Origin of the sequence: Cognaticolwellia mytili, from assembly GCF_002104475.1 — a bacterium.
GTDB lineage: Bacteria > Pseudomonadota > Gammaproteobacteria > Enterobacterales > Alteromonadaceae > Cognaticolwellia > Cognaticolwellia mytili.
In genome coordinates this window covers 19,133-45,116 of sequence record NZ_NBOF01000001.1, presented here as the reverse complement: position 1 = coordinate 45,116, position 25,984 = coordinate 19,133, and the positions used below count along the sequence as shown (strand labels likewise).

The window sequence follows — 25,984 nt, the reverse complement described above, 5'->3', positions numbered from 1 at the left end:
ATGATGGCTTTGCAAAAAGTTAGAGCATTACACAACCAAATTTTAGACTATAGCGATTACTTACGTATTCCCGCGATACTATTTGTCCGACTTTATGTCGCCAGTATATTTTTCAAATCTGGACTGACTAAAATACGTGATTGGGAGTCGACCTTGATGCTATTTGAATATGAATACGAAGTACCATTATTATCTCCTGTTGCTGCAGCATGGGCAGGGACAATCGGTGAATTAGTCTTACCAGTATTATTGGCGATTGGTTTATTCAGCCGATTATCAGCCGCGGGGCTATTTGTGGTTAATGTCATCGCGGTATTGAGTTTAGTAGATATTAGCCCAGCAGCGATGAATGAACATATATTATGGGGTAGCTTATTAGTCTTTGTAATTTTACTTGGTGGTGAGAAATTATCGGTAGACAATAAACTTAAACTTTCATAAATCTAAGTTTTTATAAAGCTAAGCTTCATCCGTTTACTGTAAAGCCAAAGTGTTAAATCAAACTTTGGCTTTTAATCGCTTTTTACTTTCACTGTATGTCGATTAACATACCTCAGCATTGTTCAATCAATTAACAGCTATTGGTAACCATTGACAACATCGCTTACTGACGAATGCCTTCAATATGTAAAGCAAGTTCAATTTTTCCAAAGTCTTTTTTAAAACCAAAATCTGCCATACTGATCGTGCTCGTGCCACTAAATCCTATACGATAACCGCCCCAAGGATCATTACCTTCACCAACTTTAATCGCGTCAATTACCATAGGTTTAGTCACACCATGTAATGTAAAGTCACCCGATATTAATAAACTTCCGTTACCTTTATCTTCAACTTTATTGCTATCAAATCTTGCTTGCGTGAACTTTTTAACATCAAGAAAATCATCAGAACGCACATGTTTATCACGTAAGGCATGGTTAGAGTCAAAGCTAGAAGTGTCCACAGTTACCGATATTTTCGCCGCCGCAATATCTTTCCCATCATATGAGAAGTTGCCGCTAAAACTATTAAAGCGCCCTGTTAAAACGCTAAAACCTAAATGGCTAGCTGTAAAATTTATTGATGCATGTGCACCCTCATGATCAATTTTATAATCCGCAGCTACTGCAGGTAAAAATATACTTGAGGTTAATAGTGATACTGCTAATAGCGATGGTGCTAATGTAAATTTTTTCATTGTTTTTCCTGTTGTCGTTATAACGATTTATTATTGAGTGTTAAATAACCTAAACTATTGACTCACTTTAGCTTCACGCACTCATCATTCAGAGTTCAGATTAAATAATTATTTGTTGGATTTAATCATTCTTGCCAAGGTACGATCTTTATCAATAACATGATGCTTGACTGCAGCTACGCCATGTAACAACGCTGTAGTTATTAAAATATAGGCGACATATTCATGAACTAAACCAGCTAAATCTTCTTGATTTTCAATCAACTTTTCTAGTCCCGCAACGCTGAACCAATTAAAAATATCGATTGCTCTACCGTCTGCAGTTGAAATTAAATAGCCACTAATGAAAAGCGTAAAAATCAATACATATAAAACAAGGTGAGTAGTGCTAGATGCACGCCTCTCTATTTTTGAATGATTGATTATTGCTTGTGGTTTTACGCTGAATAGGCGCCAAAATAGACGTAGTAATGTTGCGCTTAACAATAAGATGCCGACACTTTCATGCCAGTGAGGTGCTTTTTGATACCACGGGCTGTAATAAGTTAAATCAACCATCCAAAAGCCTACACCAAACATAGCAAAAACACTGATGGCACTTAGCCAATGCAATAATTTACTTACTAAGCCGTAGTTTTCAGCTGTATTTTTCCACATCATCAATGCCTTACTTTTAAATAGAAACTTGTCTTTAAATAGAGAAGGCTATTTTAGACAAGTTCATTTATGTAATAAATATGGATTAAGACAAATGATAGTTACAGTAAATGCAACAATAGAATAGATTTAAAAAGCGTCTATGCACTAGCGATATACCGTACATCTTGTGCATAAAAAAGCGAGCAGTTAACTGCTCGCTTTTAGAGTGTATTCTATATAAAAATAAGGTTTACATATTGATTAAGGTTAAGCCTTTTCTACCTTAATTTTATAAAAAACACTATATAATACGGGTACCGCTATCATGGTTAGAATAGTCGCAAATGCTAATCCCCCCATAATGGTCACTGACATGTCCGCAAAGAACGGGTCAAATATCAATGGCATAACTCCCAGAATAGTTGTTATGGCTGCTAATGAAACCGGCCTTAAACGACTCAAACTTGCTTCAACAATAGCGGTCGCTTTCTCTTTGCCTTCATCAATTTGCAGATCAATTTCTTCTAGCAGCACAATGGCATTTTTAATTAGCATTCCGAATAAACTTAAAAAGCCTAATAACGACATAAAACCAAAAGGCAAATCAGCTAACAGTAAACCAGCTACAACCCCCACAACAGCCATCGGCACAATAAGCCAAATAATAATAGGTTGTCTTGCACGACCAAAAAGCAACACACTGATGATAAACATAATCAAAAAGCCTAATGGTAAACCTTGCCCTAGTGCCGTTTGCGCTTTGCGAGCTGATTCATATTCACCACCCCACTCCAATGTGTAGCCATCTGGTAAATCAATAGCTTCAATTGACGCTTGCGTACGGCCAAATGCCTCACCTGTCGTTTCGTCATAGCCTGCTTCAGCTTTTACAGTAATAGTTCTCACTCGATCACGACGATTAATTAATAACTCTTCGCTCGAATAAGTCATTTTTCCACTGACTTGCTTAAATGGAATATACGTTCGTTGACTACTACTCCATACTAAACTATTTTCTAGCCCCACTAACTGATCAGCATTGCCATTACTATTTCTAGCAATAATTGGATATAGATAATCACCGTCTTGCAATTGCCCTATTTTCAAACCTTGCGTGTAAAACGCTATTGCTTGACTAAAGTCACTGCGAGAAACGCCAGCAATACCTGCGGCAATGTCATCATATTCAGGCGCTAAAACAATGCCTTTGTCACGCCAATCATCTCTAATATCGCGAATTTTTCCATCTTCGAAATATATGGCTTTTGTTTGGTCTGCAAGCCGACGTAACACAGCAGGATTATCACCAGAAAAACGTGCTTGTATTTTTGCACCAGCGCCGGGACCAAACTGCATAATTTCAGCGTAAAAATTTACTTTCGGATTGGCTTGCTTCAATTCATTCGATATTTCCTGCGCTAAACGCGGAATATCGGCAGCGTCAAAAGCACGTACTAAAAATAAGCCATAGCTTTCATTCGGTAGCTCTGGCGCAAAAACCAAAGTAAAGCGCTCCGAACTTTCACCAATAAATGTGGTTAATGATTCTATTCCTTCGGTAGCTAAGATAAGCTTTTCACCTTGCTTCATATACTTTTCAGTAGCGCGAATATCTGCGTCTTGTGGCCCCCAATAATGAATAAAAAATACTGGAGTATTTGACGGCGGGAAAAAACCCTGCTTTATCAAACCAAAACTCGCATAAGCGGTAATCGTAATAGCGACTAAAATGCCAAGGGTTAGACCACGCCAATGTAAAGCTGTGCGTAAAACTACTAAATAAGCTTTATGAAACAAAGAGTGGCTGTCATCGTCACTAGTTTTAGTGCCTACTTTATAAAAATACTTACCCAACAGGGGCGTAAGTGATACTGCCAGTATCCAACTTAATAATAACGAAATTAGCACCACAGCAAATAAAGAAAATAAAAACTCACCTGTCGCATCATCAGACAAACCAATTCCCGAAAATGCCGCAATACCAATAACGGTTGCACCAAGCAATGGCCACTGTGTTCTTTTGACAATAAAGCTAGCTGATTCCATTGCAGACTTGCCTTTTTCCATCCTCAGCATCATACCTTCAGCGACAACGATGGCATTATCAACCAGCATCCCCATGGCAATAACCATGGCACCTAATGAAATTCGTTGTAACTGTAAATCATAAAGCCACATAATTAGCACAGTGCCTAACACGGTTATTAATAATGTACCTCCCACCACAACACCTGAGCGCCACCCCATAAATAAACACAATGCTAGCGTAACTACAGCAACAGAAATTTCAAGGTTAAAAATAAAGCCATCAACTGATTTATCTACAATTTTGGCTTGGTTATATATTGATGCAACCTCAATACCCGTTGGTAACTTTGCAATAACTTCTGCTAGCTTAATTTCAATTTTCTTACCAACTTCAACGACATTAATATCGTTTTGTGCCGACACAGCTAAGGTTACTGCGCGTTCACCATTAAAGCGTTTCAATCCACTAGGAATATCCACTGGTTGAATGCTCAGTTCAGCAATATCTTTAATTTTAATTGACGCGTTTTTGCCTGGGATAACAATAGACAGGTTTTCAATTTCTTCTATTTTATTGGTTGAGCTTTCAACTGGAATACGTATTTGCTTATCACCAACGAATAATCGGCCACCATTAAAAGGTTTTAAGTTACTCGCTAATACTTGTTGAATATCAGGAAAAGATAAGCCTAAGCCAGCAATTTGGTAGCTATCAATTTTAGCAACAATTTCTTCTTCAAGAATACCACCCACCTGCACTTTTGCCACGCCATCAACGGTTAATATTTCACGCCGAATAATACGAGAAAATTCTCGCATTTGATGAGCGCTAAAATCTGGCGCTGACAAAGCATAATAAATACCATAAACATCGCCAAAATCATCGATAACCACAGGCGCACTTGCCCCCAACGGTAAATCGTTTCGAATATCACTAAGGCGCTTTCTCAGTTCGTCCCAAATTTGCGGTAACAACGGACCATCAATATTGGGTTGTATCTCCATGGTTATTCGAGAAAATCCAGGTTTACTAACTGATTCCAAAATATCTAATTGCCACATTTGCTGTAGGGCTATCTCAACTTGTTCGGTAACTTCTTTTTCTACTTTTTCAGCACTTGCTCCTGGGTAATAGGTGAAGATAACCGCTTGCTTAATGGTAAAAGCAGGGTCTTCCAAACGGCCAATATTACCCATAGCAACAATACCACCAACAATAAAGCATATTGATAGCAACCAGATATTAATCGGCTTGGTTAACGAATAACGCGCGATGTCCATATTAAAAACCCGCCTTGTATTCTTTGACCACAAGCCCTTCTCGCATCTGACTTACCGCAGCAGAAACCACTTTATCGCCATCTTTCAAGCCTGATTCAATCAGAGCAAATTCGCCTTGTAATTTAGCAACAATAACTTTTGCTTTCGCCAGCGAGCGTGTAGATTGCTCATAACGCCAAACACTAAAACCCGCATCATTGTCACCCATTAATGCATTTATCGGTAAGAGTAGTGCTTGGGATTGAATATGTTTATCTTTAATATTAACAATTGCACGTGAGCCAGGATAAAATAAATTAGTGATTTTACCGTCAAGTGCAAATGTTACATCATAGGTTTGGGTAATAGGATCTGGCGTTGTTTTATGTTCAACATAATGAATATCAAATACTTTATCTTCTTGACCGATAATATGAGCAGTCGCTTTAACATCTTTGTTGCCAGCATTTGCTGTCATAATTCGCTCTGGCACTTCAAAAGAGAAGTAAAGCTCAGATCTATCTTGCAAATTAGCAAGTGTATCACCAGTGCGAATATAACTATTATTTTCAATATACCTTGCCCCAATTACGGCATCAAATGGGGCAGTAATTGTACAATAGCTTAAGTCTTGTTCAGCATTTTCCAATGCGATTTTGGTAATTGAAAACTGAGATTTTGCTTCATCGTAATCACGTTGAGATGCAACATTCTTTTCAAAAACATCTTTTATTCGTTTTAAGTCTCGCATAGCGTCTTGATGGCGAATTCGACTTTCATCAACTTTACGCTGAAATGGCGCAGGATCTATTTTAGCAAGCACTTGACCTTTTTTGACTTTACTACCTTCCATAAGGCTTTGATAAATCAAGCGCCCCGAAACTTCAAATTTAACATCAACACTCTTTACTGCTGAGATTTTCGCTGGAAATTCAAAATCATTGGCTAAGCTAGTTAAAGTTACAGCAGATAACTGCACAACTACAGACGTATTATCTTTTACTGACTCTGCAGGCTCAGAGCATGCTTGTAGCATTAAAACCATCGTCATTACAAAAATTCGAATCACATTAACTCCAGAAGAATTTAAACTATAAAAATATAATAGTGGCGATTATAACACAGGTTTACACATTAACAACTACTGTAAACCTGTTGTCTATTTTTGTCATTCGCGTTATTATCACGTTGTCACTACTTTACCCTTAAGAGAAAATGTTTTGCCAAGTACAACTGAAAAAATACTCGATACCGCAATGGATTGCTTTTTTCAACACGGCTACAGCACAGCCAATATATCTATGGTAAGCCGACACGCTGGAATATCTCGTGTCACTATCCATAAACAGTTCAAATCTAAAGAAGTGTTATTTAGAGCAGTTGTTGAAAAGCACTTTCAACAGTACAACTCATTAATTAATAACTATTGCATATCAAAAGATAATTTTTGGCCTGAAACACAAGCATTAATAATACAACGCTGTGAAGGTTTCTTTAATGATATTTCTAGTAATTTAGTCAGAGCAGATCTATTGCATGCTGGACAAGCGTACTGTACAGATTTAATTAAAAATGAAGAAAAGTTAATTAAAGAAAGTATTAAAACGCGAATTGACCAGGAAGTTTTAGCTAATAGACTAACATTGAAAAAAATTAATTTAACGGCAGAGCAATTAGCAGAGACACTACATTTTGCCCCGTTTGGTATCACAGTTTCAGTATCAGAAAAAGATGACATTGCTTTTGTAGAAAACTTAATGGCTATATTTAAAGCTTCAACAACAAAAAACTAAAACACCATTGAAGCAACAAAAGCAACTGTACAAGCATCAACCCTCGGCATAATATGCTTTTAGATAGTCAATAAAAGCAATCACTTTTGCGGAGGTAAATTTTCGAGATAATTTAATAGCATATAAGCCAATACCGTCCGATTTATAGCCTGATAGCACTTCAATTAACTGCCCATTTTTTATCGCATCACCGATAATAAAGTCTGGTGAATATAAGACTCCAAGCCCTTCAATCGCAGCTTCTTTAAGCGCATTTCCATTATTACATGTTAGCGTACCACTGACATCAATACTGCGTTCCACGCCATTTTCTTCAACTATCCAACCTAGTTTTGGATCTGTTAAACTGTAGCGTAAGCAATTGTGATTAAGTAAATCTTCAGGTACCTTTGGCTCACCGTATTCCTTCAAGTAGCTAGGCGCTGCACAAAACACGGCTGAAATATTGGTGATTGGCAGCGCCACTAATGTAGAGTTTTCCAGTCGTCCAATTCGTATCCCCACATCAATACCTTCAGCAACAAAATCAGTACGATGATCTTCAAGTTGCAAATGAATTTTAAGTTCAGGATGCAATTTCATAAAGCCAGTTAGAATGAGATTTAAAGAAGTAACTCCAAAACTCAATGGTGCTGAAATACGCAAATTACCTTTTAAATTCTGGCTACGAGACTGAATACGTTCTTGTGCTTCATCTAACGATTGAAAAACATTTACTACATCTTGATAGAATTGTTGCCCTGCTTCCGTTAATTCAACTCGCCTTGTTGTTCGGTTTAAAAGTCTGACATCTAATGCAGCTTCTAAACCAGATACACGCCGACTAACCGCAGCAGTACTGGCATTGAGTAATTCAGCAGCTTGATTAAAGCTACCTGTATCCACTACAGCAATAAAACTGCGTAATGCTACTAAATCATATTGTTGCATAAAGTAAATCTAATAATTTCGTGTTGAAAAATTATTGCACACTGATTAAAAATGGTAAAAGTTATTTAGCATTCAGCCATAAAATGTTTTAATAATCAAAACTTGACCATATGGTCAAGCAAATAACTAATTAACAGCTTAATAGATCAATTAATTATTGGTACACAAGACTGCGATAGTAATAGTATGTTGAATAGCGTTCAAGTCGTTTATAAGTCATAGCGACTTTACTAACGCTCAAATACCCAACTGGAGAAAAAATGCAAAATAGAACCTCGTTACCTAGCTGGAAAAAGTTAACAAGTCATGCTGATGAAATTAAACAGCAACATATGAGTGAGCTATTTAAGCAAGATCCCAAGCGTTTTGAAAAATTTTCCATACAACTTGCACCTTTTCTAGTCGATTATTCAAAAAATTTAATCTCAGACTCTACAATGGATTTGTTAATAAACTTAGCAATAGAAAGTGATGTAGAAGCTTGGCGTGAGAAAATGTTTAATGGTGAGAAAATTAACCGCACCGAAGATCGCGCGGTATTGCATACGGCATTAAGAAATCGTAGTGAAACCCCTCTTATACTCGAAGGTAAAGATATTAATGTTGACGTGCAATTGGCACTAGACAAAATGAAAAAATTTAGTGATAAAGTGCGCCAAGGGCTATGGAAAGGTTATTCAGGTAAACGTATTACTGACGTGGTAAACATTGGTGTTGGTGGCTCGAATTTAGGCCCTCAAATGGTTACTGAAGCACTTAAGCAATATAGTGATAATAGCGTTAATGTTCATTATGTTTCTAACGTTGACGGTACGCAAATTGCTAATGTTCTTCGTCCATTAAATCCAGAAAAAGTATTGTTTATTGTTTCAAGTAAGACCTTTACGACAACTGAAACTATGACTAACGCTAAAACAGCAATGAAATGGTTAGTCTCTTCTTCTTTTGATCAGTCCGCTATTGCTAAACACTTTGTCGCAGTATCATCTAACAAAAAAAATGCCACTGAGTTTGGCATTGATGAAGAAAATATTTTTGACATGTGGGATTGGGTTGGCGGCCGTTTCTCGCTTTGGTCTGCTATCGGTTTACCTATTGCTATTGATCTTGGCTTTGAGCGTTTCATCGAACTACTTGAAGGTGCGTATGAACTCGATCAACACTTTTGTAATACGCCATTGGAAGAAAACGCCCCCGTTATATTAGCTTTGCTAAGTGTTTGGAACTGCACATTTTTAGGTGCGCAGTCTCAGGCAATATTACCATACGATCAATCATTACACATGCTGTCAGCCTATTTACAGCAAGCAGAAATGGAAAGTAACGGTAAGTCAGTCGCTTGGGATGGTAAATCTATTTCTTATTCTACTGTTCCTTCAATTTGGGGTGAATTAGGTATCAATGGCCAGCATGCTTTTTATCAGTATTTACACCAAAGCAATAACGTTGTTCCTGCCGATTTTATTGGCTCTGTAGAAAGTGTTACACCTGTGCAGGGGCATCATGAAACCTTAATGGCTAACTTTTTTGCCCAAACACAAGCACTAATGCAAGGGGTTGATGAAACTCAAGTACGAGCGGATTTGAAAGCCAAAGGCCGCACACAAGACTACATAGACAAAGTAGCACCGCATAAAGTACACAAAGGCAACCGCCCTACCAATACCATTTTAATGAAACGTATTTCACCACGTTCACTAGGTAGCTTAATTGCTTTGTACGAACATAAGATATTTGTTCAAGGCATTATTTTACAGATTTGTTCTTTTGATCAGTGGGGTGTGGAACTTGGAAAAGGTTTAGCCAATAATATTCAAGAAGAGTTATCTACTGGGCAACTAAGCGAGCAACACGATAGCTCAACCACCGGCTTAATTAACTTTTATCAAAGCTACACCAAATAATCATTATTTTGCTTATCAAAACACTTTATATTCATGTACACATAATATTGCTTAAGAAATCAATATATCCCAGATAATAGACTCTATATTATCTGGGAAAGTAAAATGATGCATAACATAGGTTTAAATTAAATATCGTTAACTTACTATTGAGGTGATCTCATATAAAAGCAACGGCTAGCAGTTAATTTAGTTTTAAGAAATGTTCTTAATTGAAGTATTGCTTCGTGAATAAAAAAGCAAAGTTTTTTTGCATTAATCATAACGAGTTGAAGCACTGATGAATTTATTGGGATAATATTAAAATTTAAAATATTTCTTTGTTTTACAGTAAGTCACACTCAATTGAGAAATAAACAAATTGGAGAAGATTGTTTCTATACAGTTTTATATTTTATTTACGGAACATAACAAGTATATAGATATTGATGGTAGATAATTGAACATAAGTGTTGGCCTCATTTATAGTAAAAAATACAAAGCACCCATCAGTGATTAGCTGACAGGTATTTTCAAATTTAATTTTTACTTATTTTTATTCCGGTTTTCCAATGAGCCAATCACGATTAAAATAGGTAACAACAACTAAATTAGCAATAAACCAAAGATCTTTAAGCACAAACTGACCCAGCCTCCCAAACAGTGTCTCTGTAGAGAAAGTGTCTGGAGTAGTGAACAAAAAGGTTTGTGTCATTATAAATACGCTGGCACATGCTAATCCCGACACAATTGCGACTACCTTCCATTGCTTATATATTGCAATACCAAAAAATATAAATGCAATAATATCAAACAAGCCAATAAGATTCGATGCCATTTGTACGCTAAACAATTCGTAAAGCCATGACATAAAAGGTGAATTTTCAACTAACCTTACAATTCCATTGGCTTCAAAAGTCATAAACTTTAAACCACCAATCCATAAAAGAACCAGTGCTACAGGTAAAAAGTTCAACCAAGAAAGCACATTCATTGTCATCTTTTCTCTACCATACAAAAACAAACTAAGGGCTATCAAAGAAAAATACTTGATAATCCCCTGGCCCGAGCCCAGTACAGGAAATCCACCTTCAGCAGGTATATACCTCGTTGGGCTTAATAACGTAAGTAATGGAATTATGGCAATTAAAATAAGCAAAACAAAGCCTTGAGGCTTTAAACTTTCATATTTTAAAGACATTAATACAACAATTGCGCTAATAACCATTACCGCGCCTGTAATATTTGATAATAAATTAACAGATAAGATGTTAGTTAAATTAAATATAGAATAAGTTGCTTCTATTGCCTTTGGATTAGCGCCAAGTAAAAAAGAGATACCTATCAAAGATAAACTTATAAAAATAAGTGTTGAAACTATTTTTCTAGTAAATAAAGTATTCATTTGAAACCTTGTTTTTAACTTTATGGTAATAAAGTCAAGTAAAATAAGAGTTACTTTTTATTGTGATTTTAAAAATGTAATCATTTTTCTAACACAAAAAGCAATATTAATGAGCATGCGCGTACACAAAGTTTATCGCTGTAAAATTAGTCCGACTAAACGCGATGTGTGCGAGGTTGATAAAGAAAGGCTGTCGATGTAAATTATTTCAACAAAGGTATTAAAAAAATATAAGTTAAGCTGCTACATCTTTTAATTTGTGGGAGGTGAATTAAAGATACCTACAACACCATTCTTGTGACAATAAAGCAGAGTCAATAACCGTCATTTACCCTGCTCTCATCTTCATATCACACTAGGGTGTGTTGATATTTTCAGCAATAGGAAATTTTTAACAATAACAAAGCAGCATGAATATGGTTTGGTTGTTCCAAATGAGTGAAATGCTAATGCAGATAGTGTTAAAAGTAGCCATTGCCTATTAGGGCTGAGGCTAAAAGAGCCTTACCCTGCGTTGAAAATAGTTAATTTAGACGACTAAATAGCACAATTTCCGCCTTGATTAAGGCGACTTTATCACTCAGCTGAATTATTAAACAAAGATCAACACCCCCTAAATAAGTCACTGCCATCAAGAGCATAATATAGGCCTATGCAGCTCATTCAGCTGGTGTTACGTAAATACGATTAAACATTTTACGCGCTAGTGTATAATGTGCGATGTAGCAAATTACTCTTGAGCTATTAACGTTGTACAACGACCTCTATATCAAACAGAAAATAATAAATGCCAAGGAAAAATGGCGTAAACTAGCGACCTTACTACTAATAAAGACATAATTAAACAAAATGCCAAGAACGTTAAAATACTTATCTCATTATTCTAATGACATACAACAGCAAGTAATGAAGCTCATTAAAGAAGAAAAATTGCAGTCGTATTTATTAGGCCAATTTCCAGTACCACACGAGATAACAACAGACAAAGCATTACGCCAATATACCTTAGCGCTGAAGCAACAATTTCTTAAAAAATCAGCACCACTAAGCCAAGTTAAATACGATGATAAAATTCATATTGTTAACAATGCACTTGGCTTACACACTTATGTTTCTCGCGTGCAAGGTAATAAATTAAAAAGTAAAAATGAACTTCGTATCGGTAGTTTATTTAAGAAAGCACCTGAGGCACTATTGAAAATGATCGTAGTACATGAACTTGCTCATTTGAAGGAAAAAGATCATAACAAAGCATTTTATAAACTTTGTGAACACATGCTGCCAGATTATCATCAGCTAGAATTAATGACGCGAATTTACCTTACTGAATTTGAAAATAATGGTGATATATATCTGTAATCAGTACCCCAAATAGATGCCATACTTTAGAAGTGACAATTTATTTAACTAAAATTATATTTAACTGAATAATTAGCAATAGCGACGATTGTTAATTATACTCATTACCAAACAGAGCTACTGCAATTAAACCAATGATTTTATTTGGAAAATTCTTTATATTCATCTACAGTAAAAAATTTAGGCACTACAATCTTCATAATTTGCTTTCGTTTACATTTTGTAGTGTATTTTCTATTAATAAAACGTTCTAATGACTAAGGAAATATACCTAGCGAATGTAATAAAGTTAGAGTTAAAGCAACATGCCTTAGCATTTATGAGAACCAAACGATAAGTTCATTACCTAGACCATATATTGATTGAATGGCACAGCTTTAGCCATTCTAGTTATTACTAAGCAACTCATAAAACTAATAACTAGTTAAGTCGTTCTTATACTATATTTTCTGATTGTACATTGCTCAAAGACAAGCCTTATTGTAAGTTTAAAATAATATTTATTTAAAGGAATATATACTGTGACCAACTCCTTAACTTTTAGAAGAAAATTTTCTTCTTTTATTGTTTTTAGTACTCTATTCACTATTTTAGGTGTTGCTAATGCCCAAGATGCCCCTTCTCCTAGCGTCATTGTGCAAACTGTTCAACCGAAAGGTGTAACACCATCATTCCAATTGGTTGGACGAGTAGAAGCGCAAAGCAAAGTAGATATTAGAGCACGAGTCAGTGGTTTTTTAACTAAGCGTGACTTTCAAGAAGGTACGCAAGTTACTGCGGGGCAGTTATTGTTTGAAATTGAGCCTGATGTTTATCAATTACAAGTACAACAAAGTGAAGCAGATCTTGCTAGTGCTAAGGCTAATTTATCACGAGCTAACGCTGACTTTACACGACAAAAAGATCTCAAAAAGCGTGGTGTAGCGTCTCAGGCTGACTTTGATAAAGTTAAGGCGGAACAATTAGTTGCGAAAGCTAATGCACTGAAAGCGCAAGCACAGTTAAAAAAAGCACAACTTGATTTAAGTTACACAAAAATCTATTCGCCTATTGATGGCCGCGTAGCCCGAGAAAAATACAGTGTGGGTAATTTGCTAAGTACAAATTCAGAAGTATTAACTACCGTAACTCGTATGGATCCTATTCATATAACGCTGTCAGTTAGTGAAAAATCTATGTTAGAGGCACGTCGAAGAGGAATAAATTTAAAGAACCCACCAGTAGCGCCGACGATAAAACTATCTGATGGCTCTTTTTATCCAGAGCCAGGAAAATTTAATTATGTTGATACCTCAGTAAACACCTCAACAGACACTATTTTAGTACGGGCTGAGTTTGCTAACAGCCGTGGCGTTTTACTACCTGGTGAGCTAGTACAAGTTGTAATAACTGATAAGAAAACGGTCATGGGCTTGGTTGTAAAACAGTCTGCTGTACAAAAGGATAAACAGGGCTACTTTGTTTTAGTTGTTACTCAAGATAATGTTGTCAGTGTTAAACGTATTACTGTTGGCCAACAAATTGATGGTGAGTGGGAAGTACTAACTGGGTTAAATGAAGGAGATAAAGTAATTATTGAAGGCCTGCAAAAAGTAAGAGCAGGTGGCAGCGTGAACCCGATGGAGGGCTAGGCAATGTTTTCAATATTTTTTATAAATCGGCCTAAATTTGCCTTTGTTATCGCCATCGTTATTATGATTGCTGGCACATTGGCGCTTAATGCGATTCCTGTTAATCAGTTTCCTGAGATTACACCACCACAGGTACAAGTGACAACTTCTTACCCTGGTGCAAGTGCTGATGTCGTAGAGCAATCCGTCGCTTCAATCATTGAGGCAGAAGTAAATGGCGTGGAAAACATGCTATATATGTCGTCAAGTAATGGCAATGATGGCAGCTATGCACTAACCGTTACTTTTGAAGTTGGAACCGACCCTGATATTGCCGCAGTAAATGTGCAAAATAGAGTGGCACAAGCAACGGCTAAACTACCTTCAGAAGTAACACAACAAGGCGTAACCACGAAAAAGCAGTCATCAAGTATGTTGATGGTAGTTAATCTTATTTCATCAGATGAAAGCCATGATGATGTATTCTTAAGTAATTACAGCTCTATATATGTTCAAGATGCGATATCACGAATTAATGGTGTCGGAAATGTCAGTCAATTTGGGGCTAAAGATTATGGCATGCGAGTGTGGTTATCACCTGAGCGTTTAACCGCACTTAACTTAACAACATCTGATGTTGCCAGTGCAATTCGCAGTCAAAACATTCAAGCTTCAGCAGGCCAAATAGGCGCTCCACCCTTTGAAAATAGTCAACAGTTTCAATATACCTTGCAAGCTAAAGGACGTTTAACCTCTGTTGAAGAGTTTGAAAACATCACTATTCGAGCTAATGCAGATGGGTCATTTTTGCGACTTAAAGATATCGCTCGTTTAGAGCTCGGTTCGCAGTCTTATAGCTCTAGTAGTACTTTAAATGGAAAACCTTCAGCGGCAATTGCTATTTATCAATCACCAGGTGCTAATGCATTAAACGTGGCTGATGACGTCTATAAAACTTTAGATGAGTTAGCTGCGCGCTTTCCTGAAGCGCTTGAATATAAAGTACTTTACGACACGACTAAATTTGTCCGTTCATCAATTAGTGAAGTTATTACCACTTTATTCATTACCTTTGTGTTAGTTGTTTTAGTAACGTTTTTATTTTTAGGTGATTGGCGTTCAACGCTAATTCCGGCTATTGCTATCCCGGTCTCATTGATTGGTACCTTTGCAATACTCTATGCCGCGGGCTTTACCGCCAATACCATTTCTTTATTCGCGATTGTTTTAGCAATAGGCATTGTGGTTGATGACTGTATTGTAGTCGTTGAAAATGTTCAACGACATTTGGATACAGGTAAATATACCGCAAAAGAAGCAACAGCTATTGCAATGAAAGAGGTATTTAGCCCTGTAATAGCAACTACTTTAGTGCTTATGGCAGTATTTATTCCCGTTGCTTTTATGCCCGGTATAACAGGTGAGTTATATAAACAATTTGCTATTACTATTAGTGTCGCTGTTGGTATTTCATCAATCAATGCCTTAACTTTAGCGCCTGCATTATCTGGGCTATTACTTAATAGTGATACAGGTAAAGCTAAAGGCTTTTTATTACTCTTTAGCCGTTTAGTCGATAACAGCCGTGATAAGTACATTAAAGTAGTTGATAAACTTAATCGCCATATTATGGTAACAGTCGTAATAATGGTAGCTTTCATTGCTGGTACGCTAGGGTTATTTAAAGTAGCGCCAACAGGCTTTTTACCACTAGAAGACAACGGTTATTTTATGTCTCATATTCAACTGCCTGATGGTGCTTCACTTAACCGCACTGAAGAAATAATAAAGCAGGCAACAGATTTAATGTTGGAAGTTGATGGCGTGTCAGACGTTATTGCTATTTCAGGTTTTTCTATTATATCGGGAGCAGCCTCTAATGCAGCTTTAATTATCCCAATACTTACCCCTTGGGATGAGAGAACAACTGCACCGTTACAGTGGTATAATATTCTTGGAAAATTAAATCAACAACTTGCAACAATTCCTGCCGCTGACGGCTTTGTTTTTCCTATGCCTGCGATTATGGGTTTAGGTACCGGTGGAGGTTTTGAAGCCAAGCTGTTAGATCTTAATGGTGGTAGCGCTGATGAATTGGCACAAGCAACACGTAGCTTAGTGTTTGCCGCTAATCAAGACGCTCGGTTAAATGGCGTTTTTAGTACTTACAGTGCTAACGTTCCCCAATATTTTATTGATATTGATCGTGATAAAGCCGAAACATTGGGTATTAGCGTTCAAGAAATATTTTCAACTCTGCAAAGTAATTTTGGCTCATCTTACATTAATGACTTTAACCTTTACGGCAAAGTTTATCGGGTGATGATCCAAGCTGAAGCAGAATACCGCCAGTCTATTACAGACTTGAGTCGTATTCATGTTCGTAACCGTGATAACGGTATGGTGCCATTAAATGCTTTAGTTGAAGTATCACCTATTTTGGGTCCACAAGTTATTAATCGTTACAACATGAGAAAATCAGCAACTGTGCAAGGTAATGCTGCTGCTGGTTTTAGTTCAGGTGATGCTTTAATCGCTTTTGAAGAAGTTGTAGAGCAAGCCTTACCTGACGGTTATGCAATTGAGTGGACAGGAACAGCAGTACAAGAGCAAGAAGCGGGTAGTTCTGTTGTACTTATTTTCTCACTAGCCTTTATTTTTGCCTACTTATTTCTAGTAGCTCAATATGAAAGCTGGAGTGCTCCCATTGCAGTAATTTTATCTGTTGTTATTGCTATTTTTGGGGCTCTAATACCTATTATCCTTTTTCCGTTTATCAATAACGATCTCTATGCACAAGTCGGAATGGTAATGTTAATTGGTTTGGCAAGTAAAAGTGCAATTTTAATTGTCGAGTTTGCGAAAGAGCAACGAGAGAGTGGTATGAGTATTATCGAGGCCGCTCATAGTGCAGCTAAACTGCGCTTTAGAGCGGTATTGATGACAGCTTTATCATTCATTTTAGGTGTGTTACCACTCGCTTTTGCTTCAGGTGCTGGCGCTTCTAGTCGTATGGTTATTGGTTGGGTCGTGCTAATGGGTATGATAATGGCGACCTTTGTAGGTACACTATTCATCCCATCTTTGTATGTTTTGATGCAAACCATTAAAGAAAGATTTAACCCTGTGAAAACGTTATCTTCAAAGAAAGAAGTGGAAGATGATAACAGTTAAATTGCATTAATAAATAGCGCTTAGTAAGAATCAGGATTTAGCCCGCCTTAACTGTATAGTTCAAGGCGGGATTTTTATCATCTACTTGGCTGACAGAACACCCAACCGACTCTTTAATTAATTTTATAATGCTAGGGGCTGTTGAACTTTGTTCAATAATTAAGCTGCGAGATAAAATCTACTTAATTAAGACAAGATGGGGTAATTTAGTCATCTAACTTAACTATTTCCAACACAAAACAAGACGACTTTAGCCTTGGGCAATGTCTGTTTTAACGCTAGCTGCATTAGAATTTCACTTACTTTGAACAACCAAATCTCATTCATTGTGTTTTACTAACATTAAAGTCAGTCTATTGCTGAACATACAAACAAAAAGCAGCAGCCTCTAATATCCACGTCACAAAGATTCACAAAAAATTAACATAATGTATACTGCTAGCAACGATAAAAATGCCAACTCGAATAAAGCTAATATAAGTGTTGTCATCATCTAGTGGGTTATAGATTTGCAGATAACAAGTAGAAAAGTATTTTTAGCACTTAGTATCGTACTAACGTTGCTGCCATATTATTTCATTGGTCAATTTTTTGCACCAAACAATGATATTTGGCAAGTTATTACCTTATTATTACTACAAATGATCAGCGCATCTTTTGTTGTTATCAGTTATTTACGTATTATCAGTAAGCAATTAAAATTATTTTGGCAATTTATGTCATTAGCAGTGACATCTGCGCTTATTTCTCACTTTTTACTTAACTTTACGCTTATTACACACAATTTATTCTTGGTAGACTTTTTTAGCCTATTTAGCTATTTTTTCATTCTCTTAGCCATAGAAACGAAACCACATATAAGTAAAACGCGGATAAATAGAAATATAAGTAGCCGCGTACCAGCAATATTTTTCACTCTTACTTGTTTTAGTTATCTTGTGGTACTACCACTCGAATTTGCTGCGACTAATGCTGCTAAAGTACTATCCTCTAAGCTATTTCATTTATTAATTGTTACATTAATATTTATGAGACTGGTAGTGACGAGTTATCAATGTCGAGGTAAGCACTGGTGCCAAATTTATTGCATGCTCGCCATTGCAGCTGCCGCTATGCTAGTCAATAACTCGATAACCTACTTTAATCTATTTGACACTTTCAGTTATATTGGTGCAAAAAATATAATTTCCCTGCCTAGTTATTTTTTCAATTTATTAACTTTACTGCCCTATTGTGCACTAATTTTTGCAGCAAATAGTTCTTTAGCATTTTCGGTTACAGCTACAGAAACCCAAGAAAGATCTATGCCGGAGCTATACTTAATATTACTAACAGTGACTTTAATATCATTTCACTTAGCCGGTATTGAGCTAAACTTACATTATAAAACCCCTTCATATCTGCAGTCGTTATTAGTTATCACTTGGTTAGTTATTGCTTTTTCGCTGTTAACCCTCATTGCTTATCGTAAAAATAAGCAAAATATCACAAACGAACAACAGATAAGCCTGCAAAAATCGGCACAAGATGAATTAGTAAAATTGAACTTATTATTAACAAACTCGATGATCAATAGCGAAGACAAAGCCATCGTTAATGTATCAAGTAATGCTATTTTAACAACAGCAGTCGATGGTAAGGTACTTTCAGCAAATCCTGCCGCAGTGCAACTATTTCAGTGTCTTGAGCGTGAAATTGTTGGCTCTAGAGTGAATAGTTTTTTTTCTAGCGATGATGAGATGCATTACTTTTTTGATTTCAAAAGTAATGTTTATACCTTACAACGCAAAGAGGTCGGCATTTCGAAAGAGTGCACTGCGATAAGAAAGGATGGAACAAACTTCCCTGTACAGGCTGAACTACAATGGGCTGATAGAGATGAAAAACCACTAGTTGTGATTACCTTTATCAACCTGACTGCCCGTAAACTCGCAGAGCAACAAGCATTAGACTTAAAAGACAAGTTCATTGCGAATATTTCCCATGAATTTAGAACGCCGCTAACCATTATTAATGGCATTTTAGACCGCTATTTAATTAAGCAGCATACCGATGAAGAAGGAAAAGAATTACAAACAGCTAAACGAAATGGTTTACGTTTAGTGCGTATGGTTGAACAGTTACTAGAGTTATCTCGGTTATCTGACAATCCAAAGCTAACCATAGCCACGTATCGTTTGCACACGTTAATGGCAATGCCCGCAGATTCTTTTGCTCGATTAGCTAAACAAAATAATTTATCACTTAGCTGTGATATTCCTGACGATATATGGCTTGAATGTGATGCTCAAGCTTTTGAAAAAATAATATTTAATCTTATCGCCAATGCGATTAAATATACGCCCGCAGGTGGCGATATTAAGGTTATGGCGCATAAAAGTAATGATCACTTCACTCTCGATATTATCGATACAGGCATTGGGATAGATAGCGCTTCACAAGCGAAAATATTTGAACGTTTTCAAAGAGCTGACGATGAGAAAAACCGAGGAGTGTTCGGTGTTGGTATTGGCTTATCTTTAGTTAGCGAACTCGTTAAAGCCCATCAATGGAAAATAAGTGTGGTTAGCGAATATAATAATGGCAGTAAGTTTTCACTTACTATTCCTTGTACACCTGCAATAGAGGATGAAAAGTCTACACCTACAAGCATTTCTCAAACTGAAGTTTCATCGCTTTTAGTTGAACAACATCAATCTCATCAAGAAAAAAAACCAGCACACCAAAAAGTAATTTTGGTCATCGAAGACAATCTAGATATGCAGACCCATATTAAACAGGTTATTGAGCAGCAGCACCATTGCTTGTTAGCCGATAGTGGCGAGCAAGGGTTAGTTTTGGCACAAGAATACATGCCAGACTTAATTGTTTGCGATATTATGCTCACCGGCATTGATGGCTTTGCAGTATTGAAGCAGTTAAAAAGCCATGAAATGACCTCTCACATCCCTGTTATCTTGCTAACGGCTCGCTCTGATTTAGATAGCCGTTTATACGGTTTGAATCTACAGGCAGATGAATATTTAAGTAAGCCTTTTAACCATCAAGAATTATTAACTCGAATTAGCAACTTAATTGCCGGACGTGCACAGTTACAAAAGAACTACTTTGAAAACTTTAAGAAAGACTTACAAAAGACCCGCAAAGACAATAGTTTCAACAATGTTGCGGACTTAACTCAGGTCGACAGCGAAGAGTTAACATTGGATAGTAAATTTTTAGAAAAGCTAGAAATGATGACAGCCAAAGTGTATATGGACACTGATTTGGATATCATACGGCTAGCGACTGAAATGGCGATGAGTGAACGTCAATTACAAAGAAAAATTAAAGTTTTGCTTGGTATAACGCCAAACAATTTCATTAAAGAGTTCCGCCTTAAAAAAGCTAAAGTGTTATTGCAAAATGGTTCACAAATAGGGCGAATCGCGCTTGATGTCGGCTTTTCATCGCAAACGTACTTTGGCCGCTGCTTTAAAGAACATTATGCATGTACGCCGAAACAATACCAGCAGCAACTTCAACAAAAGCAGCGTTTATCAAGCTAAACCAGACTTTACGTTCACATGCTCTTTTAAACTGCTTAAGCTTTTCTGTTGCATCAAGGTCAAATAATCAAACGTTGTTGATTTAGGCCCACAAAGCCCTAACCAAGCTAACTGCTCATCTTGTTGGGTGAAACCTAAAGCTTGTTCAACAAGAACGCTAATTTGATCCCAGCTCAACCCTAAAGTGTTTTCGTGGTTAAAAGGATAAAAGGCATAAGCCATATTCATAGCTGTTTCACCACCGACAACACCGCTAAAGCGCCCTGATAATCGAGAGGCTAACTCACTAGCATTATTGTCCTTCTCATAACCAATAATGGCGAAGGTATCATCTGACCAACGAACGACAAGATCATCTTTATTTCGGGTATACAACAATAAGTCGGTTAAGTTAATCAACAGACTATTGCTAGACGCTGAATAATCACTAACTTGCACCATTAAAATATAAAGTCGAGGTAACATCTCTCGTTGAACGGGGAGTAGACTTTGGTGCATTTGATTCATCAACTGACTAGTTTGCTCGATATATATATCCAAGTAACGACGACTTTTAACCCCTGTTACTTTGTCAATTATCGCCGCTTTCTCTAACTGTTTATTTGCTTGTGCTAACTCCAAATTTTGAGATTTAAATTTATCTGTTTTTTCTTGAACTTGCTGCTCTAAATGAAGTTTTTGTTGCTGCTCGATCACCAACTTTCGATTCAAAAATCGTGAATAAACCAGTAGCAACATTGCAATTGCTAAGGTATACAAAATATAAGCCCACCAAGTATTCCAAGGTGCAGGCTTAACAATTATATTTAGCGTCCGTCCGGGTTCACTCCAAACATCATCGCTATTGCCAGCGATAATCTGTAATTGAAAATCTCCAGCGGGTAAATTGGTATAGGTTACACGGCGAGATTTCCCCGCATCAAGCCACTCTTGATCAAACCCTAAAAGACGATACTTATATCGTGTCGATTCTGGGTTAGCATAGTTCAGCCCTACATACTCAAATGAGACAAGTTGATCACTATAATCTAATTCTAAATGTTGTAAATTCGCAAGAGGGATATCGAGTGGTAAAGATTCATTTAATTTTAATATATTAGTCAATCGTACTTTTGGGGCCTCGGTTTTTTGATTAACTTTTTCGGGGTTTATACTATTAAAACCTTTTCCTGAACCAAAATAGATTGCACCGTTATATCCTGAAAAAATGGCTGAATGGGTAAACTCTAGATCGACTAATCCATGGGTAAGATCAAAATGCTGAAAACTTTCTTTTAAAGTCGAATAGTGAGAAATCCCTTTGCTCGTACTTATCCATATATCGCCATAACTGTCCTGTGCGATACCATACACTGTCATACTTTTCATGCCATCTTTAATATCTAAACGCTTAAAATTAAATGTTCCATTCCTTCGTTCTTCAAAACTCAATACATTCAAACCCGCGGCTTGACTGCCTACCCATAAATTATTACTTTCGTCGAGAGCCATTATCCATGCATGATCCGTTGATAAACTTTTGGTATTTTTTTCATCATGTTTAAGATGTAAAAATTTTTCAGTATTAGGATCAAAACGATTAAGCCCACCACCAAATGTTGCAAGCCAAATAATACCCATTTCATCTTCTAGTAATTGCAATACATGATTGCTACTTGGCCCTAGATTAGACGTTATCTCATTATTTAAAAAGCGAGTGAAGCTACCATCTTTATTTAACCTGTTAATTCCTTGATGAAAGGTAGAAACCCAAATACTCCCATGCCTATCTTTAATAATATCAGTGACACTATTTGCTGAAATGGATTTTTCATCATCTGCATTGTTTTGAAATTTAGTAATTTCATTTGTAGCCAAGTCAACGTGAAATAATCCTGACGCCCTTGTGCCAACCCACAATGTATTTCCATCAGCAAGTAAGTTCATGACACGAAAATCAGTAAAAAAATCACTAAAAGAAACAGAAGAAATACTATTATCAATTAAAGACAGTTGATAAATCCCCCCACTATATGCACTAAAAAACAAATGTTTTTCGTCAAACTGTGCGAAGCTAGTTATATTAAAATTTTGAACTTCTGGATTAGTTTGCAAACTATATTGGCTGAACGTTGCCATATTAGGATCCCAACGATTAACACCACTAAAAGTACCAACCCACATGATATTATTACTGTCTTCAAAAAAAGTAATAATATAATCACTGTTTAAACTATATGGATTGTTTACTGAATGAGTATAACGATTAAAGTCATCCGTTGATTTATCGTAAATTGACAAACCATTATCTGTCGCAATCCAAATGCTTTCTTCGGAATCTTGATAAATTCTTATTACTGAATTACTGGTAAGAGATGCTGTATCATTTGCACTAAATTGATAATGAGAAAAGACTTCGGTAGTTAGATTATACTTTAAAAGCCCACTATCACTTGTGGCAATCCAAACATTACTATTGACATCAAGGTATAAATCATTGATGAATTTATTTACATAGGTTGAACTACCGTTATTGTTAAATTGAATGGTTTTTAGAAACTGTCCGTTTTGAGAAAATACAGAAATACCACCACCGTTTGTACCAACCCATATATCACCATTATCAACTTCAATAACTGAATGTATGGTGTTGTGGGTTAAACTTTTTGGATTACCTAACTCTTGGTATAGTCTTTTTACTGCCCACATCCCATTTTCATTTGATAGAATATTTAAACCATCTTCAGTACCTATCCAAATTTTCCCTTGGCTATCTTCAAATATCGTATTTACTGTGTCATTGCTAAGTTCTGTGCCTACCGTTTTTGTCGTAAAGCGGACAAAGTCTTGGCTTTTTTCTCTGTATAAGTTGACCCCACCTCCAAAGGTACCAACCCACATTCTATTATTGTGATCAATAATGATCCGGCTTATCACATCAAAACTTAATGAATTAGGTAAAGTAGCATCGTGATGAAAACTTAACGATTGATGGCCGTCAAATCTATCAAGTCCTTCTGAAGAGCCAAACCACATAAAACCATGTTTATCTTCTACAATCGTGCGAACAAAATTGTATGACATGGGATTATCAATACCAAAATTTTTAAATAACTTAACATCTTGCGCAATGCAATTAATAGAAAATAAAAAGCTTAGCAAATAGATAAATCGACAATTCACGTGGTTAACTCAGTATAAGAAATGAATAGGGTGGTGGTAAGTAATGAAAAAATAAAAGCCACTATTTACCAGTGGCTTGATCAAAAAGTTGTTATTCTGGAGCAACCCAATTATTAATGTTAATGGTTGCTATCTCGTTATCTGCCAAACTATAGCGCCAGAGTAACGCATCGGTTTCAAAGCTATAGCGCCAAAGTAATGCATCAGTTTCAAAATTATAACGCCAGAGTAACGCATCAGTTGAAGCCATATCATTCCACTGAGAACCACTTTCAGTAGCACTCATTTGCCATGTTAATGCAGAACCATCAAGCTGAGGATCATCTAAACGCCAAACATACTCATCACCTAAACCTTCAACATAAAAATTCCCATCGTCATTAATATTTGCAGGGCCAGAGTAATGTACTTCACCATTGAGATCCTTTTCAATATCTAAATTAGTATTAGCACAGTCATTCTCAGTGCTAGCTAATGCATAGTATGCACTCACTAAACCAGCTCCCTGTTGGAAGACACTATATCGAAGACTACCATCATTATTTCTCGCTTGATATGCGCCATCTAATATTCGACACTTAACCTGATCCGGCGTTAATAAAGGCTCTTCGGCTAATAACAGAGCAATAACACCTGAAACAACAGCGGCTGATTGTGATGTGCCAGACATTTCGAAGTAACGCCCACCATCATGATATTCAGGATGCTCTGATACGATCTGGGAGTCAAATGACATCAACCCCGATATATGACCACCAGGGGCAATAACATCAGGCTTAACAAAACCTTCAGGTGTTGGGCCTGCAGCACTAAAACTTGCCACCTTGTCATCATTGTAACTAAAAGCAGTATAGTCGTCTGTCATCGCGCCAACAGTAATAATATAAGGAACATTACCTGGAACACCAATAGTCATAGGATCAGGTCCACTATTCCCTGCTGATGCCACAACAACAATTCCTGCCTGCCACAACTTCATAACAGCTCTATTTAGCGGATCATCCCAATAATTTGAACGAACTGGACCGCCAAACGACATATTCAATACACGTAAATTAATTTGATCTTTAACTTGTAGTGCCCAATCAATACCACGAATTACATCGGCGTAAGTCGCCTTACCTTCTGAGTCAAACGCTTTAATGCCGACATGTGAAGCATTAGGGGCAACACCATATATTCGACCATCAATATCAAAGTCACTATTAGTCGCGATACTTGCTACATGAGTGCCATGACCATTTTCTTCAATACCATTATTGCTAATAACATTATTAATTGCGTCGTATGTACCCCAAGCTTTATCTTGACCATTTAAGTCAACCGACATACCTGGCAATTGATCAAGACCAGTATCAAGAAAACCTATGGTAACTCCACCACCGAAGTTACCAGTGCGATGTACATAAGTTGCATCAACTTGTTCGGTAACAACAGATTTTGGTTGCCATCGGCGTTGTCCGATGCCTAAACCACTTAATTCAACTTTGTGGTTAGTGGATACTTTGATTTCTTGCTTCTCTTGAAGCGACTTTAATTGTTCAACAGTTAATTCAACAGCAAAAGAATCTATGATTTTTAATTCATGAGTCGGAGTTGCTCCTAATTCTTTTAGGTTATTCTTCAATAATATGAAGTTTTTTGCACTAATGATATATGACTGAGCTTCTTCATCCTTAACAGCGGCAGATTTAAAACCCATTAGCACAACTAAAGTTAGTATGCTTCCCGCAACTGAAATTAGCTTTATTTTATTTTTATTCGAAGTGAACAACATTTATATCCCCTTTGCCCATGACATCTTTTTTAATTATTTTAAAACATTAGGGTGTATAACTACACATATTTGAATTCAGTAAACGATGATAACTAACGATAGAAATCATAAATAAACTGTATAAATACTAAGTTTTAACCTAAGTATTTTATCAAACAATATCACACCAACTGACGACTTTTAACCTCACATTAACAATTGAATGTTATATAAACACCAACTATCTCTTTTCAAAT

At 36.5% G+C, this 25,984-nt stretch carries 15 protein-coding genes; 7 read left to right on the top strand and 8 right to left on the bottom strand.

The features are described from left to right. On the top strand, positions 1–441 hold the full coding sequence (locus B7C41_RS00150) for a DoxX family protein (protein WP_143764254.1): 441 nt from the start codon (positions 1–3) through the stop codon (positions 439–441). A 163-nt stretch (positions 442–604) separates the two neighbouring features. Here B7C41_RS00150 and B7C41_RS00145 read toward each other — a convergent pair whose 3' ends face one another. From B7C41_RS00145 to B7C41_RS00130, 4 genes are all read right to left on the bottom strand, one after another. After that, positions 605–1,180, bottom strand: coding sequence for a YceI family protein (locus tag B7C41_RS00145; protein WP_085296743.1), 576 nt, complete (start codon positions 1,178–1,180; stop codon positions 605–607). A gap of 108 nt (positions 1,181–1,288) precedes the next feature. After that, the gene (locus B7C41_RS00140) at positions 1,289–1,837 is read right to left on the bottom strand and encodes a cytochrome b (protein ID WP_085296742.1); all 549 of its coding nucleotides are present in this window, start codon (positions 1,835–1,837) and stop codon (positions 1,289–1,291) included. Between the two features lie 249 nt (positions 1,838–2,086). Further along, positions 2,087–5,128, bottom strand: a complete 3,042-nt coding sequence (locus B7C41_RS00135; protein WP_085296741.1) for an efflux RND transporter permease subunit — start codon at positions 5,126–5,128, stop codon at positions 2,087–2,089. Position 5,129: 1 nt separating this feature from the next. Further along, a complete protein-coding gene (locus tag B7C41_RS00130; protein WP_085296740.1) occupies positions 5,130–6,176 on the bottom strand; it encodes an efflux RND transporter periplasmic adaptor subunit in 1,047 nt (348 codons plus the stop codon). Between the two features lie 151 nt (positions 6,177–6,327). On the opposite strand from B7C41_RS00130, the gene B7C41_RS00125 reads away from it, so the two are divergent. Next, positions 6,328–6,900, top strand: coding sequence for a TetR/AcrR family transcriptional regulator (locus B7C41_RS00125; RefSeq protein WP_085296739.1), 573 nt, complete (start codon positions 6,328–6,330; stop codon positions 6,898–6,900). A 36-nt stretch (positions 6,901–6,936) separates the two neighbouring features. On the opposite strand, the gene B7C41_RS00120 is transcribed toward B7C41_RS00125, so the two are convergent. After that, complete coding sequence (locus tag B7C41_RS00120; RefSeq protein WP_085296738.1) at positions 6,937–7,830, bottom strand: LysR family transcriptional regulator; 894 nt, start codon at positions 7,828–7,830, stop codon at positions 6,937–6,939. A 260-nt stretch (positions 7,831–8,090) separates the two neighbouring features. Between B7C41_RS00120 and pgi the strand changes: the two genes are divergently transcribed. Continuing rightward, entirely contained in the window at positions 8,091–9,734 is a 1,644-nt protein-coding gene (gene pgi, locus B7C41_RS00115) for a glucose-6-phosphate isomerase (RefSeq protein WP_085296737.1), read from the top strand. 535 nt (positions 9,735–10,269) lie between these two features. On the opposite strand, the gene B7C41_RS00110 is transcribed toward pgi, so the two are convergent. Further along, a complete protein-coding gene (locus tag B7C41_RS00110) occupies positions 10,270–11,118 on the bottom strand; it encodes a DUF417 family protein (protein WP_085296736.1) in 849 nt (282 codons plus the stop codon). Between the two features lie 906 nt (positions 11,119–12,024). On the opposite strand from B7C41_RS00110, the gene B7C41_RS00105 reads away from it, so the two are divergent. The 4 genes from B7C41_RS00105 (at position 12,025) to B7C41_RS00090 (ending at position 20,809) form a co-directional block, all read left to right on the top strand. Then, a complete protein-coding gene (locus tag B7C41_RS00105) occupies positions 12,025–12,477 on the top strand; it encodes a M48 metallopeptidase family protein (protein ID WP_235839563.1) in 453 nt (150 codons plus the stop codon). Positions 12,478–12,998: 521 nt separating this feature from the next. Continuing rightward, entirely contained in the window at positions 12,999–14,108 is a 1,110-nt protein-coding gene (locus B7C41_RS00100) for an efflux RND transporter periplasmic adaptor subunit (RefSeq protein ID WP_085296734.1), read from the top strand. Positions 14,109–14,111: 3 nt separating this feature from the next. After that, positions 14,112–17,261 carry an efflux RND transporter permease subunit gene (locus tag B7C41_RS00095; protein ID WP_085296733.1) on the top strand — a complete coding sequence of 1,050 codons (3,150 nt, stop codon included), beginning with the start codon at positions 14,112–14,114 and terminating at the stop codon, positions 17,259–17,261. A 509-nt stretch (positions 17,262–17,770) separates the two neighbouring features. Next, a complete protein-coding gene (locus tag B7C41_RS00090; RefSeq protein WP_085296732.1) occupies positions 17,771–20,809 on the top strand; it encodes a hybrid sensor histidine kinase/response regulator transcription factor in 3,039 nt (1,012 codons plus the stop codon). On the opposite strand, the gene B7C41_RS00085 is transcribed toward B7C41_RS00090, so the two are convergent. Beyond that, a complete protein-coding gene (locus B7C41_RS00085; protein ID WP_085297649.1) occupies positions 20,801–23,872 on the bottom strand; it encodes a ligand-binding sensor domain-containing protein in 3,072 nt (1,023 codons plus the stop codon). The genes B7C41_RS00090 and B7C41_RS00085 overlap by 9 nt on opposite strands. Positions 23,873–24,062: 190 nt before the next feature. After that, a complete protein-coding gene (locus B7C41_RS00080; protein WP_085296731.1) occupies positions 24,063–25,748 on the bottom strand; it encodes a S8 family peptidase in 1,686 nt (561 codons plus the stop codon). Positions 25,749–25,984: the final 236 nt, after the last annotated feature.